Source organism: Fructilactobacillus sp. Tb1, from assembly GCF_050500285.1.
Classification (GTDB): Bacteria; Bacillota; Bacilli; order Lactobacillales; family Lactobacillaceae; genus Fructilactobacillus.
The window spans coordinates 563,043-578,468 of the sequence record NZ_CP191377.1; the positions used below are offsets into that span (position 1 = coordinate 563,043).

The following is a 15,426-nucleotide window of genomic DNA, read 5'->3' on the forward strand; positions in this document are numbered from 1 at the left end:
TCTTTTTTGTTGACTAATTTTAGACAAAAAAAGAGGACTCATCAAAGAGTCCCCTTAAATTATTATTTATTTTAATTTTAGTACCAGTTGTGTGACATCCAGAATGCTTGTGCGTTTGACCATGAACCATAACGTGATGAAACATAGTTGTTAGCAACAGCTTCTTGGTTAGCAGCTGAGTAGTCACCGTTTAAGTAACTTGAGTCTAGTTGGTATTTACCAATGTAACGACCGTTTTGAGCAGTGTAACTACCACCTGATTCACGACCAGCAATCCATGCTTTAGCAGCAGCATCGCTACTACTTACAGAACTAGCAGCAGGAGCTGGAGTTGCAGCAGCTTGTTGTACTGGAGCTTGTGCTTGAACCTTTGCAGGTGCAGCAACTTGAGCAGCAGGTGCAGCTTGTTGTTGAACTGGTGCTTGAGCAGCTACTTGTTTAGGAGCAGCTTGTTGTACTGGAGCTTGTGCTTGAACCTTTGCAGGTGCAGCAACTTGAGCAGCAGGTGCAGCTTGTTGTTGAACTGGTGCTTGAGCAGCTACTTGTTTAGGAGCAGCTTGTTGTACTGGAGCTTGTGCAGCAACAGTAGTTGAAGCAGCTGGAGTAGCTTGTTGAACTGGTGCTTGAGCAGCAACAGTAGTAGTTGCAGCTTGGGCAGCAGGTGCAACTGGAGCACTTTGGTTAGAAACAGTAACTTGACCGTTGTTAGAGATGTTGAATACTTCACCAACGTAAATCATGTTGATATCTTTAATTGAGTTAGCTTGTGCTAATTCTTGAACAGAAACACCGTATTGAGCTGCAAGCTTGTTTAAAGTGTCACCGTATACAACTGTATGTTTAACAGTTGAGTTATTGTTAACTGTGTTAGCGCTAGTACTTTGTGCACCGGCGAATAATACACCAGCAGATACAGCAGCAACAGTTGCAATTGACTTAATCATGTTTTTCTTCTTCATAAAAATAAATTTCTCCTTTTAATACCTGTAACGAGTTTATCTGATTTAAGGTTTGTTCTTAAGCTGAATCGATATCAGCTAATCAACAATATCTATAATAGCGGGTATTTGTTACGCTTATATTACAAACAGTTTAAGAAAAACGGCTATTATGTAACAACGTAACATTACATACATATTTTGTAATTAAAATCGGACATTTGTTACTTTATTTTACAAATGTTCGCTATTTAAACTAACTTAAGATAAGCATGTTATAATTACTGGTTGTATCCATACATATATTTTTAAGTAAAGGTGGGATCATAATGTTAAAAAAAGACATAATTAGCAAAGAAATCTTAAATCAAGCGGCCCATAAACCACTTTATAAAATAACCTCCTCTTCCATTATTAAAGAAACTGGGATTGCCAGAAAGACTTTCTATAATAATTTCAATAATATCGACGACGCAATTGAATACTTATTTGAATCAATTGATAATAACATTTTCGATGCAGTTATCTATGACAAAAACATTTCCAGTCGAGAAGCTATCAGTATGTTAATCAACGTCTTTCCGAAAAAGATTTATGCCAAACGGGATGCCATTAAAATTCTCTATACTTCTGAACTTAACGGAAAGTGGACTAAATTCTTAGAAAATCGTTACAAAAAAATGATTGTAAAATACGTCTTTAAAGACTTTAGTGTTGCTAGACAAATTATCAGTAAGGAAGATGCCGCAAATTTCTATACCAGATCGTTCTTAGCCCTTCTCGAAACTTGGATGTCAAAGCCTATTCCAGAAAAGCCTGAAATCTTCATTACGCATTTCGAATTGCTATTCAACACTTCGTTAAATCAACTAGCTAATATTTAGTGTATTAATATAGAAGAAACTAAAAAGACTAACCTCGTATTTTTTACGAAGCTAGTCTTTTTTACATGCTTTTAGAAAGTAAATCTCCTGGGGTAGTATTTAAGATTTCAAGGACTTGTTGCCGAATTACATCTGGTGTAACTGGCACAGATTGTTTAACCCAATCATCAGCTAAGGCAATTAAGACAAACGTAAAAATATTACTAGCTGTACTTTTAGGCAATAATTTATCCGTATAATCCTTAAACAATACTTCATCTACCAAAGAACCATATTGCTGCATTAAAAAGTCTTTCCATGGTCCTTTCAAATCAGATGTATACAAGATTTCGATTTCATCTCGATTATTATAAATTCCATCAGGTAAACGTTCTAGCCCTTTTTCAATCAATTCATCACGATCGGTAACTTCAAAGAAATCACCCATCCTCAAGTCATCATTTACTTTTTTCATAGTATAATCAATTACTTCATTAATATTGTCAAAGTGATTGTAAAACGTTTTGCGCGAAATTGCAGCTGTTGCAATAATGTTGTTAACTTTAACTTCGCTTAACCGTTTATGCGATACTTCACTTAATAACGCATCAGAAATACGATTCATCGTTTTACGACTGACATTAGATATTTTTTCCATTAGTATTACCTCCCTAAAGGATCAATTATTGTTCCTATTTTAACATCCTTTAGAGCCAAAAAAACTAGCTATTAACGAATAGCTAGTTTTTTAATATTTATTCAACTTCGAAATTTACATTGCTTAAACCAGAATCAAATTCGGCTTTCCATTTTCCAGGAGTTAAGCGAACTGGTAATAAAAAGGTTCCAGTTGAGACTCGTTCACCTTTATGGACGACTTGATCTGTTTCAGCTAGTTTTTCGGTTAACCATTTAAGTGATTTAACTGGGTTACCTAATACTTCGCTAGATACCCCTTCAGCTACTTGTTCTTTATCATGGAACAACTCTGTGTGGACAGTAGCTAATTGATCTAAAGTAAATTTATTGGTGTCTTCTTCATCACCATAGACGACAGCACCACCAACTGCGGCATCTGCCATGACTAAATTTTTAGGTAAAGTCGGGAACCATTCTTTGAAACGACAGTCCGGTAATTCAACAGCTGGCGCTACAGTTGTTTTAGCCATTAAATCTTCTAAAGAGTCATCAGCAGATAAATCTTTTTTCGCAGTGAAGACTAACTCAACTTCGACTAAAGGATCCATAAACATGGATTGTTTTAATTTAGTACCAGATTTAAAGAAGCGTTCTTCTAACTGAGCTCCGTATAATGGTTCAGTAGAGTTAAACATCTTTTGAGTTTCTTCACTCGTAAGACTAATCTTGTAACCACCCAATTTTTTAGCTTTTAATTCAGTTAAACGACGTTGAACTTTGTAAGCAGAATCGTCGTCAAACTCAGTGAATTCAGTCATATCTAATGGTTCTTGATTTGCATAAGCTTTGTACAAAATTTGTGCAAGCACCTCTACTTCATCACTAGTCAATACTTTGTCAGTCATAATAAACACATCCTTTACGTTAAATTTTTTACCGAACTCAAATGTTCGATTTCTATTAATATACCCCTACCATTTATTTTGTCAATACGCGTTTATAACAAAAAAAGACATGATAAAACACATATAGTTCGTGTTTTATCATGTCTTTTCGATTATTTACGGTTCTTCTTTAAGAATCCAAAACCAAATAATGAGATTAAACTCATCATCAATCCAACAATCATACCAATTAAACTATCGTTTGAACTACCTGTGTTAGGTAATGCATCATGCTTATTGGTTTCATTTGCTGCTTGATGATTTGCTTGAACTGTACCTGCTTGAGTATTTTCTGGTGCAACAGTTGTTTTAGCTGTTTCATTACTTTGTGTAGGAGTAGTTTCTGAATTGTTAGGTTTTAAATCTTTTGAAGAACTTTTAACTTTATTTGAATTTGTATCATTTTGTGGCTTTGCTGGAGTCTGAGGATGATTCTTTACAGGAGTATCATCCTTCTTACCTTTATCAGATGGAGTTGCGGGAACTTCAGGAGTAGCTGGTTTAGTCTTTGATCCAGTATCAGTTTGTCCACTTGGAGTAGCTGGTGTTAATGGTTCAGATGGTTTATTGCTATCTGAATTTCCATTACCTTTGTCACCATTGTTATCACTTGGTTTACCTGGATTTACTGGTTGACTTGGATTGCTTGGTGTTGATGGTTCAGATGGCTTGTTGTTATCTGAACTACCGTTTCCTTTGTCACCATTTTTATCGCTTGGATTGCTTGGATTTACCGGCTGACTTGGATTGCTTGGTGTTGATGGTTCAGATGGTTTGTTGTTATCTGAACTACCGTTTCCTTTATCACCATTATTATCACTTGGTTTGCTTGGATTAGTTGGAGTACTTGGTTCAGATGGTTTATTGTTATCTGAATTTCCGTTACCTTTGTCACCATTATTATCATTTGGCTTACTTGGATCTACCGGTTGAACTGGTGGATTAATTGGTGTGCTTGGATTAGTTGGAGTACTTGGTTCAGATGGCTTATTATTGTTATCTGAATTTCCGTTACCTTTATCACCATTGTTATCACTTGGTTGACTTGGATTTACTGGTTGACTTGGATTGGTTGGTGTACTTGGTTCAGATGGCTTGTTATTGTTATCTGAATTACCATTTCCATTGTCTCCATTATTATCACTTGGCTTGCTTGGGTTTACCGGTTGAGCTGGGTTAATTGGAGTTGCAGGAACTTCGTCTTTTGCAATCGGAACTACGATTGGAGTTTCTGAGTTCTTCAATGTAACAATATGATCAGCTGGATTTACTAGATGATAACCCTTTGGAACTCCAGGAGCGACATCATAAGTGTCACCTGGCATCCCTTTAACAATGGTTGGTTGTCCAACAGCTTGGCCGTTATCTTCATAGATAATTGGTTCAGCAATAGCTGGTGTATTTTGCGTACCAACGAAGATTTGCGTTTCAGAAACTTTACCTTCGTAGACATAAAATGCAACGTAAGTTCCAACTGTACTGTGAATTTCATCTAAAGTTGCTGGGGTTGTACTACCATTATTGCCAATTCTAGCAAATGAAACGCCATTACCGTGGTTATCTAGTTTGTAATATTCAACTTGCAAACTACCATCCGCAAGCGCTTGAGCTGGGTTCACATCATTGCCATCTTTATCAACTAATTTAGTAACTGAGTCAGCTGGTTGCCAATTATTACCCACTGTTTCATGGACAAATGGAGCAGTACCTAATTGAGCTTCTTTTGCAGGAGCTGGTTTAGCAACTGGAGTATAGATAAAGGTAACTTGTGCAGGTGTGCCTTCAGTTACATCAACATATTTGGTTGTAGCATCCAAAGTATAACCATCAATTTGTTGATTATCATCAATGGAAATCGTTCTGTTATCCCATTGTCCTGGAACAATTACATCACCGTTAACAGCATCTACTAAATCAGTCTTTGTAAATGAAACATCAATTACTTTATCTGGTAATGCTTGTTTACCATCCGCATAGTTATAAGGTTCCATCCGACTTAGCAATAATATCTGAATTCGTTAGATTTCGAACTACACCAAATGCAATTTGATCTTTCATTGTTTGATAAGTTTCTAAGGCTTCTTTTTGGAACTCGAAAACTGGATTTAATTGGGCAATGGAACGGGTCTTGGTAACTTTTTTCAAAACTTCCAATTGGTCAACTTGATCAATCCAGCTTTGGTCGATGGCCCGCAAGATACAGAGCTTTTCAAAATAAAGCCGTTGGTCACGGTCGAATAATTGTTTTTCTGCGCGTTTAAATTGTTCACGCATGATGCGAATTAAAAATTGTTTTTGACGTTTGGGTTTCATCGCTTCCAAATCAGTTTCGTCATTGAAGTCTGGATTAATGTTTTGGTAGATGAATTCCAACATCGTTTCTTGGTTTTCGTGATGTTTGCATTGCACAACGTATTGTTCAGCTACGATTGCAAAACAAGTATTAATAATTTCGTCCAAGTTTTTGGCAGCCATGATTTCATCCCGTTGTTCGTAGATACTATTTCTTTGTAACCGGACAATTTCACCAAATTGCAACGTTTCAAATCTTGCATCGCGTTGTTGGTTAACGGCGACTTTTTGGGCTTTATTAATGGCATTGCCAAACCGACCTTTGGTTTTTAACTTTTGTTTGGCATCCTTAGCGTGCTTAGAAGCATATTTCCGGTCACTCTTAGAACCATTTTCAATCATAATTTTATCTTCTAATGAAACGTAGAAGACACTTTCACCAGGATCACCTTGACGTCCAGCTCGACCACGTAGCTGATTATCAACCCGTTTGTTTTGCATTCTTTCGGTTCCAAGGACTAATAATCCACCTAATGCTACGGCCTCATCATCAATTCTGATATCAGTACCACGTCCAGCCATTGAAGTGGCCACGGTCACGGCTCCTAATTCTCCAGCATTTTTAATGATTTCTGCTTCTTTAATTCCACTACGGGCATTCAACAAACTATGTGCAATTCCCGCCTTCAAGAGTAAGTGAGAATACAACACGGAAAGATCCAAAGATCCAGTTTCAATTAAGATGGGACGTCCAGTCACATGAGTTTTTTTCACTAATTCAAGCGTATCTAACAATTTCGCTTTGTTAGTAATGTAAAGTTCATCCGGTTTATCAATTCGAATGTTAGGCTTGTTAGTTGGCACTTTGAACACTGATAGATTATACACATCTAAAAGTTCCACGGCATCAGTGGCCGCAGTTCCCGTCATCCCAGCGAGTTGGTTAAACATTCGGAATAAATCTTGGTAGGTAATGGTAGCCATGGCCCGTTGTTCCACGGAAGTTTCCACGTTTTCTTTGGCTTCGACGGCTTGATGAAGACCAGCTTGCATCTTCATTCCTTTTAGTTCCCGTCCGTTTTCTTGGTCAATTAAAACCACTTCGCCATCTTTAACCACGTAATTGCGGTCTTTTTTCAAGAGATAGTTAGCACGCAAAGCTAACGCAAGGTGACGGAAAAGGTATTCCCATTCGTTGCTTAATAAGTTATCAACGTCTAAGTATTGTTCCATTTGTACAATTCCACGGTTGGTAAACCAAATGTTCTTTAAATCATCACTGATTTTATAATCAACGTCTTTTTGCAAAAGTTTGACGATTTGATCAGAACTTTGATAGTAATTGGATTGCACTCGCGGAGCTCCGGCAATCACTAATGGAGTTTGCGCTGTATCAAGTAACACGGCATCCGCTTCATCAAGCAACGCAAAGTTCATCGCTTTGATATGTTGTTCTTCGGGTGTTTTCGCTAAATTATCAAATAAATAATCAAATCCTAACGTACTATTAGTGGTGTAGACTACGTTGGCCCCATAAATCCGATCTAAGTCTCGATCCTTGGCATCTTGGCCTGGTTTAGGCACGGCAGATGAAACTGTCAAACCTAACCAACGGTACAAAACTCCCATATCAGCTGCATCACGGGCTGCTAAATATTCGTTAGCCGTAATTAAGAAATTTCCGGGTTTGTTTAATAAACCATGAAGGTACATTGGCATCGTGGCGGTTAGGGTTTTTCCTTCACCAGTCTTCATTTCAGCAATGTTGCCATATTCCATCGCAACTGCACCCAGGATTTGAACCGGAAATGGCCGCATTCCTAAAACCCGATAAGCAGCTTCACAAACCACGGCGTAGGCTTCTGGAAGTACTTTTTTCAAATTGCGGCGTTTGCCGTTGACTTTCTTCATTAAAATTGGAGTTTGTTTTTGTAACTCCTCATCCGTCATATTTTGATAGGTCGTTGAAAGTTTTTGTACCTTATTAGCTATTTTTTGGTATTTTTGTTTTTTATTATCAAACACGATAAATCCTTTCAGCTTGTTAATAATATTTGTCTAATTCAGGGCTAACAATTATAATGTAATCACTATGAAAAATAATAAAAAGATCATTCAAAAAGACATCGATAATCGTTTTAATCAATTTTCAGAAGATCTTCCTGAGGTTGATAAGCATAAGAAGAAACCCTGGTTAACTATTACGGTTAATATTTTATTAGCTATCATTGTATTAGCCGGCGTAGTTGGTTCATTTTTCTATTAATTGTCGTAAAATTCAATTAATGTAAATTTAATTTTATGTTTGGTAAATTATACCATGATAAATGTTTATTAGATGATTAGTTATATTGATTCAAGCCACTTCTCTTAGGGATGTGGCTTTTATTTTTCCTGGTTAAATTACAACTAATCTTTTCTTATAATTATACATGTGGGTGTCATTAAATCAAAAAAACAAATCAACATTTAATTGTACATCACTAAATAGTGTTATTATTATCTAGACTAATTACTCATGATGGGTAACGGCACAAGGGGATGTTAATTATGGGATCAGTTCGTTCGAAAGATAAAATTTCAGATGGTTTTTTAGAGTTAATTACAACGACACATCTCTCGAAAATTACGGTAAAATCAATTACCGATCATTTGCATATTTCGCGGAAAACTTTTTACAATAATTTTGATTCAATCCACGACGTGATTATTTACACCGAAAAGTCCATCTTAGATGACTTTTTACCGGATTTTAAAAACGCTGGAAATGCGGCAGATTCCATTGCGACCTTAGTTGAAATTTTGCCAACCCATCTTTATGATTTGCGGGACAAAATCAAAATTATGTATACGCCAGATGTACGGGGAATCTGGTATGAATACATGTTAGAGACGTACACAAAATGGATAAATAAGAACGTTCTCTACGACTATAAATCACGTACGTTGCCTAAAAAAATGGCGGCTTCAATCTTGATTCACGACTTTATTTCTGCGATTGAATACTGGATTTCTCAACCAATTCCAGCTAAGCCAGAAGTTTTTCAAAAACAATTGGCAGTTATTTTAAATACCACGCCCCTCAACATTCCAGAACTATAAGAAAAAGCATGCAGCTAGCTGCATGCTTTTTTGGTAGAATTATCTATAACTTAGCATAACTAAAATAATTCTTCGAAATTAAAATTATAGTGTTTGGTTCGTATTGCCAATTCAACTTAAAAAAATCCAACCGATGTTTTAATTTATATCTAATTGCCATGTTAATCACCGCTCTTTCTTTAATGATAATTATTGTTATGTAGTATTGAGTAATATGATACACCACGAAATTAAAAATTACACAATAAACCATTCAGAGGTTACTATGCCAGAAATCATCTTAAATTCCATTGCTTCATACATCTCAACTAACATGGACTATATCTTAGTCCTGATTCTTTTAATTCACGCGCACAAGTATAAAATGCCCATCTTAATTGGTGATTTAATTGGAACTACTATCCTAACGACGATTCCAATGATCATTGCGATTCTTTTACGAGCGGTCCCCCAAACTTGGATGATAGGGTTTCTTGGAATTTTCCCGTTGTATTTTGCGTTTTCGAGTCTGTTGGGCAACCAAAATCGTTTTTCCAGTGAGGAAAACGACAATAAATCACGGCTGAAGCTCATCATTCATACGGTGATTATCACCGTCACAGCGTGTGGAGCTGATAACATTGCCATTTATATTCCCATCTTCATTCGGAAAACTAGTTTCGAGTTAGCCGTCGCCTTGATCGTGATGTTGTGCATGGCGGTCGTTTTCTTTATGTTGGCAATTATTATCAGTAAAAATCACCAGTTAGAGGATTTTTTAAACCGCTACGGTCGCTATTTAACCTTTGTAATTTATCTCTACTTAGGTTGTTCTGTCATCACGCAATGTGGAACTTTAGCCCATTTCTTCAAATAATAAAGGAGGCGGATTTTAAGTCCGCCTCCTTTATTTTTTATTGATTCGCAATTTTTAAAATTGCTGGTTGTACATTATCACAGTATTCAAGTTCCCAAATTGCTCGTTGCCGAATCGCATCATCACGATTACGGAACCGTTTAACAAAGCTATGTTTTTTCACATTGAGGCTTGCTTGCCAATAATCGTAAATGTTGCCGTATTGGTTCTGAATCTTGAGGTGCGTAACCCCGACAATTCCACTTTTGTTTCTCCGATTAAGATTTTTATGAAGTGATTTTTGTGAAGCATTACGCAAGTTTTCCATTTGCTGTTCATATTTAGGATAATTCTTTTGTTTTTGTCTCATCATGGAATTATGCATGCTAGCTGATCGCGCATGACCGCATGATTTTGTTTTCCCAGTTGTAACTGAATCAATAAACTTAACTACCTTTTTGCCACAATCACATTGGAATAACCATTTGGGATGTTTCCCTTTTTCGACCTCTTTAACCGCAGTTAAATGGTTGTATTTCTTGCCTGTGTAGCTACTTTTAAATTCCAATAAATTATTATTGTTGTAATGATCACTCTTTAAATGGTGATATAATTTGTCGCTACTAATACCTAAATGATTTGCCAATTCTTTATGACTTGGAAATTTAATTCCATCATAAATAATTGCTTTTTTAGTCATTTTTCTTCTCCATTTCTAACTAAAACTATCAAATAATATTATTATGAATCACTTAAAGTATAACATATCGTGATTTTATTCACATTAATACACTATCCTTTAATAACTAAATTCTAACAAAAGAAAAAGTCCTAATAAAGATATATTAGAACTTTTTACTATTTTTTAATTAGTATCCAAGGTGTATATTTAACTGTTATTTTTTAAATTTTTGAAGTTCATGACTAATTTTCACGGTTTGTGGGTAAACTTCTTGGTAAATCTTGTACAAATCATCATATTTAGCTACGTTGGTTGGAATTGGATTATGCACTTCGGCGATGTGCACAAACTTTTGGGCGCAGGCTTTAAAGTCTGGGTACCAACCAAGTCCAACTGCCGCAATCATAGCAGCTCCCATTCCAGGACCTTGTTCGTTAGCGAGTTTCTTCACGGGTGTATTAAAGATATCGGCTTGAATTTGAAGCCAAAGATCACTCTTGGAACCTCCACCAATTGAAACAATGGCATCAAAGTCGGCATTTTGTTCCCGGTATAAATTCAAGATATCGCGAAAACTAAAGGTAACTCCTTCAATCACTGAACGGGCAAAATCATTACGATCTTGCGTTGCATCAACTCCAAGGAAACTTCCCCGAATATCAGCATCCGCATACGGAGCCCGTTCCCCTACAATATATGGAGAAAAGAGTAAGCCATTAGCCCCAATTGTGGAACTAGCAGCCCCACTAATTACTTTATCAAAGGAAATATCTTTGCAGAAGGTATCTTTAAACCAGCTAAGTGAATAACCGGCGGCTAAAGTAACTCCCATGGAATAGTAAGCACCATCAACTACGTGATCTTCCATTTGGACTTTTCCTTGATATGCATCGACGGGATGATCTTCATATTTAAGAATTACCCCTGAAGTTCCGATACTTGAAAGCACGGTCTTAGGTGATAAAATTCCAGCACCTAAAGCACCACAAGCATTATCGGCTCCCCCACCAAAAACTTGGGTAGTAGTTTTCAACCCAGAGAATTCGGCATATTCTTTCGTGATATTGCCTACATCAGTAGTTGATTTAATTAATGGTGGCAAAATACTCATCGGAATGCCAAATTTTTCACAAATTGGTTTACTCCATTGGTTTGTATGGATATCTAATAAAGTTGTCCCAGTCGCATCAGAATAATCAATGCCTAATTTACCAGTCATCCGATATCTTACATAGTCTTTAGGAGTTAAAAAGACTGCGATTTTCTTCCAATTTTCTGGTTCATTTTCTTTTACCCAAAGTAATTTTGGTAGCGTGAAACCTTCCAAAGGACGATTACCGGTAATTTTGACAAAGTCATCCCCCATTTGGTCGTTGATTTCATTTCGTTGTTTAGTAGTTCTCGTATCGTTCCATAAAATAGCTGGACGAATCACGTCGTGTTCCTTATCCAACAAGACTAAGCCGTGCATTTGTCCAGAATAACTAATCCCTTTGATGTCACTTGGGGCAATTTTATCATCTAAGATTAAACGCACAATCGCAACCGTGGTTGACATTACCCAATCATTGGGATTTTGTTCGCTATATCCAGATTTAGGATGACTAAGTGGATAATCGAATGATTCTTGTGCAATCACATCTCCATCACGATTAACAGCTGAAACTTTAACAGCACTTGTTCCTAGGTCCACACCTAATACACATTCTGTCATATCATTTTCTCCTTTAATTCATTGCAATTTTTACCTTTATTATAGTTGATAATTTTTCATTCGGCTTACTTAAAGACTGAAATTCACCAACAAAGTGAATATTTTCACGTAATTGACAATCGAAAAAGAAGGTTTACACTGTATTTGTAAGCGCTTACAGAATAAAACTTAACAAAGGAGATGTTGCATATGCAACCTGCTAACCAATCGTTTGGCTTCTTAAAATTTAAGGGTAAACAGTTAGACAGTGGATATTTAAGCAAAACACCCATCGTCCAATTTCTCTTAGTATCTGCCCTCTTTCCAATGTGGGGAGCTGCTCAAAGTTTAAATGATATTCTGATTACTCAATTCAAAGCTATTTTTCACCTAAGTTATTTAGCATCCGCCTATGTCCAAAGTTCATTCTTTCTAGGCTATTTTTTAACTGCTATTTTAGCTTCATACTTAATTAAAAAAACGTCCTACAAATTCACCATTATTGTTGGATTAACCCTCTATCTTACTGGATGTATTTTATTCTTTCCAGCGTCACAATCTGCTACTTATGCCTATTTTCTCTTAGCTTTATTTGTTTTAGCAACCGGTTTAAGTTTCCTTGAAACTTCAGCTGATACTTTTTCATCTTTGCTTGGACCAGAAAACAATCGGGTACTTCGTTTAAACATTGCCCAAACTTTTAATCCAATTGGGGCCGTAGCAGGAATTCTCTTAGGAAAATATCTAATTTTTGGTAACGGACCTGATTTAGCTGATCAATTAAAACATGCATCCGCTGTCAAACAAGTAGCCTTAGCTGAGGCAGCTCTTCACCGAACTCTCTTACCTTATCGCTACATGATTATTGTCTTGATTCTACTTTTAATTGGATTCTGTGTAATTCAATTTCCTAAGTGTAAACCAATTACTACGGAAAAAGCTGATCCACTTTGGAAAACCGTCATGGATTTGCTCAAAAACCATAAATTTACGTTTGGAATGTTTACACAATTCATGTACATGGGTCTTCAAGTTGGGGTTTGGTCATTTACCATCCAACTAGCTTTGCACCTTAATAAATCAATTTCTGATAGTCAGGCATCCAACTTCGTGATTATGAGTTACATTGCGTTCTTTATTGGTCGGCTTAGTGCTGATAAACTCATGCAAAAAATCAAACCACTCAAAGTGTTTATGGCTTACTCAATTTTAGCGTTGCTCGGAATTATCTTTATCGTGCTTGAACATGGATTCATTAGTGTTTATGCCGCTATCTTAGTTTCTGGTTTTATGGGACCTTGTTATGCCACGATTTACAGTACCTCAATTGGATTTGTAACCAATCCTCATCAACGTGAAACAGCTGGTGCATTAATGGTTATGATGATTATTGGTGGTGGAATTTGGCCTCTTGTTCAAGGATTTGCCGCTGATGTGACTGGTTCAATGTCACTTTCATTTGGAGTCCAAATTATCACACTTGCAGTTATGATTCTATTTGCTGTTTTCAATTTAAAAACGGTTCAAAAATAAATTTTATTTCATAAGGAGATATTTATCATGAAAATTAACGATTACTTTACTGGTGTTCAACACGTCGGAATTCCTACTAAAGATTTAGACAATACTATTAAATATTACGAAGCCCTTGGTTTCAAAAAAATTGGCGATTTTCAAAATGGAGATGTGCGTTGTGCCTTCATGCAATACGGAAATTTGACCATCGAAACTTGGGAAGGTGAACCAACTAACCCCGTTGATGGTGCTATCAACCATATCGCTTTAAACACTACCGATATCGAAAGTGCTTTTAAAGCAGCACACGAAATGGGACTCAACGTTGACGATGATGAAATTCAATACATTGGTGCCTACTGGGATAAAGGAATTAAATTCTTTAACGTTTATGGTCCCAATCATGAACGCATTGAATTCTGTCAAATTTTGAAATAATGAAAAAAAGTTCTGACCGCTAAGTCAGAACTTTTTATTTAGTTATTTTATTAGTCACCATTGTAGATTGAGTTTTTTACGATTACGTAATCAACAGTCTTCAAGGCTGAAAGATCAGTACCACCAGCATATGAAACAGATGATTGTAAATCTTCTTTCATTTCTCTTAAGGTATCGTAAATGCTACCTTTTGAAGTAACAAGGAGTTTCTTACCTTCAACGTTCCGGTAAGCACCCTTTTGGTATTCTGAAGCTGAACCAAAGTATTCTTTGAACACTTCACCATCAACTTCCACTTCTTTACCAGGTGATTCAAGATGACCAGCAAACATTGAACCAATCATACACATTGAGGCCCCGAAACGAAGTGATTTGGCAATATCGCCATCAGTTCTAATTCCACCATCAGCAATGATGGGTTTACGAGCACCCTTTGAACAAGCGTTGATAGCAGCTAATTGCCAACCACCAGTCCCAAAACCAGTCTTGATTTTAGTGATACATGCTTTACCAGGTCCGATACCAACTTTGGTTGCATCCGCACCAGCATCTTCTAACGCACGAACAGCTTCAGGAGTACCAACGTTTCCAGCAATCAAGAATACTTCTGGCATTTGTTCTTTCACATATTTGATCATGTTAATAACTGAGTCAGAATATCCATGCGCGATATCAATGGTTACATATTCAGGAATATCACCATCAGCTACTAATTCAGCAATGAATTCGTATTCAGCAGGTTTAACTCCAATACTAATAGAAGCAAATTGTCCCTTATCATGCATTGATCGAACGAAATCATGTCTTTTTTCCGGTTGGAAACGGTGCATTACATAGAAGTAACCGTTCTTAGCAAGTGAAACTGCTAAATCTTCGTTAATTACCGTTTGCATGTTAGCAGGCACAACGGGTAATTTAAAGGTCCGGTCACCAAATTTCATTTCTGTATTACATTCACTCCGTGAGCTTACAATACATTTTTGGGGGATCAATTGGATATCTTCGTAATCAAAAACTTTCATGTATATTCTCCAGTCATAACGAACTTTACAATTTCAAATTGGTAATATCATTCGCATTACCTCTACTATATTATCGCGAAATCCGAAAGAAATCAATCTATTTTTAAAATAGTTCGTAAATAATTGTTGACATTGTGAATTAGCTAATATATCATTCATGTATAAATTAAATAACTAAACTTAAAAAACTAATAATGTTTGAGTTAGTAAAGCTGCAAGAACTTTTAAGAGAGCGTTGATTTGGTGCAACAACGTATTTTCTTCAGCTAGAAAGATCAACATTACTTTGAATTCTTTTAGAGGAATTCAGGTGTGATTACCTTTATCTAAATCCGAGTATAAACATCCGATCCGGATGCCGTACTTGTCAAGGTCAGTCATGTGAATGATTGGCGAATTAAGGTGGTAACACGCGAAGGCGTCCTTTTTAATCTAACGATTAGAAGGGGCGCCTTTTTTTGTT

General features: G+C 36.4%; 14 protein-coding genes. 6 read left to right on the forward strand and 8 right to left on the reverse strand.

All coding sequences use genetic code 11. The annotated features are described in order from the left end of the window. Positions 1-77: 77 nt before the first annotated feature. On the reverse strand, positions 78-959 hold the full coding sequence (locus ACQW5G_RS03090) for a LysM peptidoglycan-binding domain-containing protein (RefSeq protein WP_429971611.1): 882 nt from the start codon (positions 957-959) through the stop codon (positions 78-80). A 308-nt stretch (positions 960-1,267) separates the two neighbouring features. Here ACQW5G_RS03090 and ACQW5G_RS03095 point away from each other — a divergent pair, with 308 nt between their 5' ends. Then, positions 1,268-1,822, forward strand: a complete 555-nt coding sequence (locus ACQW5G_RS03095; RefSeq protein WP_429971612.1) for a TetR-like C-terminal domain-containing protein — start codon at positions 1,268-1,270, stop codon at positions 1,820-1,822. 61 nt (positions 1,823-1,883) lie between these two features. On the opposite strand, the gene ACQW5G_RS03100 is transcribed toward ACQW5G_RS03095, so the two are convergent. The 4 genes from ACQW5G_RS03100 to secA2 form a co-directional block, all read right to left on the reverse strand. Further along, positions 1,884-2,459 carry a TetR/AcrR family transcriptional regulator gene (locus tag ACQW5G_RS03100; RefSeq protein WP_429971613.1) on the reverse strand — a complete coding sequence of 192 codons (576 nt, stop codon included), beginning with the start codon at positions 2,457-2,459 and terminating at the stop codon, positions 1,884-1,886. Positions 2,460-2,556: 97 nt separating this feature from the next. Continuing rightward, positions 2,557-3,345, reverse strand: a complete 789-nt coding sequence (locus tag ACQW5G_RS03105; protein ID WP_429971614.1) for a 2-keto-4-pentenoate hydratase — start codon at positions 3,343-3,345, stop codon at positions 2,557-2,559. 152 nt (positions 3,346-3,497) lie between these two features. After that, a complete protein-coding gene (locus ACQW5G_RS03110) occupies positions 3,498-5,375 on the reverse strand; it encodes a mucin-binding protein (RefSeq protein WP_429971615.1) in 1,878 nt (625 codons plus the stop codon). After that, a complete protein-coding gene (secA2, locus tag ACQW5G_RS03115) occupies positions 5,362-7,701 on the reverse strand; it encodes an accessory Sec system translocase SecA2 (RefSeq protein ID WP_429971616.1) in 2,340 nt (779 codons plus the stop codon). Before secA2 ends, ACQW5G_RS03110 begins: the two co-directional genes overlap by 14 nt. A gap of 67 nt (positions 7,702-7,768) precedes the next feature. Between secA2 and ACQW5G_RS03120 the strand changes: the two genes are divergently transcribed. The 3 genes from ACQW5G_RS03120 to ACQW5G_RS03130 all read left to right on the forward strand — a co-directional run bounded on the left by ACQW5G_RS03120 (position 7,769) and on the right by ACQW5G_RS03130 (position 9,634). Beyond that, positions 7,769-7,942, forward strand: a complete 174-nt coding sequence (locus ACQW5G_RS03120) for a hypothetical protein (protein ID WP_429971617.1) — start codon at positions 7,769-7,771, stop codon at positions 7,940-7,942. A gap of 284 nt (positions 7,943-8,226) precedes the next feature. After that, complete coding sequence (locus ACQW5G_RS03125) at positions 8,227-8,778, forward strand: TetR/AcrR family transcriptional regulator (RefSeq protein ID WP_429971618.1); 552 nt, start codon at positions 8,227-8,229, stop codon at positions 8,776-8,778. Between the two features lie 265 nt (positions 8,779-9,043). Further along, complete coding sequence (locus ACQW5G_RS03130; RefSeq protein WP_429971619.1) at positions 9,044-9,634, forward strand: cadmium resistance transporter; 591 nt, start codon at positions 9,044-9,046, stop codon at positions 9,632-9,634. 37 nt (positions 9,635-9,671) lie between these two features. Here the strand turns inward: ACQW5G_RS03130 and ACQW5G_RS03135 are convergent, their stop codons facing one another. After that, the gene (locus tag ACQW5G_RS03135) at positions 9,672-10,313 is read right to left on the reverse strand and encodes a hypothetical protein (RefSeq protein WP_429971620.1); all 642 of its coding nucleotides are present in this window, start codon (positions 10,311-10,313) and stop codon (positions 9,672-9,674) included. A 196-nt stretch (positions 10,314-10,509) separates the two neighbouring features. Continuing rightward, positions 10,510-12,009 carry a xylulokinase gene (gene xylB / locus ACQW5G_RS03140; protein ID WP_429971621.1) on the reverse strand — a complete coding sequence of 500 codons (1,500 nt, stop codon included), beginning with the start codon at positions 12,007-12,009 and terminating at the stop codon, positions 10,510-10,512. A gap of 189 nt (positions 12,010-12,198) precedes the next feature. Between xylB and ACQW5G_RS03145 the strand changes: the two genes are divergently transcribed. Continuing rightward, positions 12,199-13,521: a sugar MFS transporter gene (locus ACQW5G_RS03145; RefSeq protein WP_429971622.1), complete on the forward strand. Its 1,323-nt coding sequence runs from the start codon at positions 12,199-12,201 to the stop codon at positions 13,519-13,521. Between the two features lie 27 nt (positions 13,522-13,548). Then, a complete protein-coding gene (locus tag ACQW5G_RS03150; RefSeq protein WP_429971623.1) occupies positions 13,549-13,941 on the forward strand; it encodes a VOC family protein in 393 nt (130 codons plus the stop codon). A gap of 50 nt (positions 13,942-13,991) precedes the next feature. On the opposite strand, the gene ACQW5G_RS03155 is transcribed toward ACQW5G_RS03150, so the two are convergent. After that, complete coding sequence (locus tag ACQW5G_RS03155) at positions 13,992-14,963, reverse strand: GMP reductase (RefSeq protein ID WP_429971624.1); 972 nt, start codon at positions 14,961-14,963, stop codon at positions 13,992-13,994. Between the last annotated feature and the right edge of the window lie 463 nt (positions 14,964-15,426).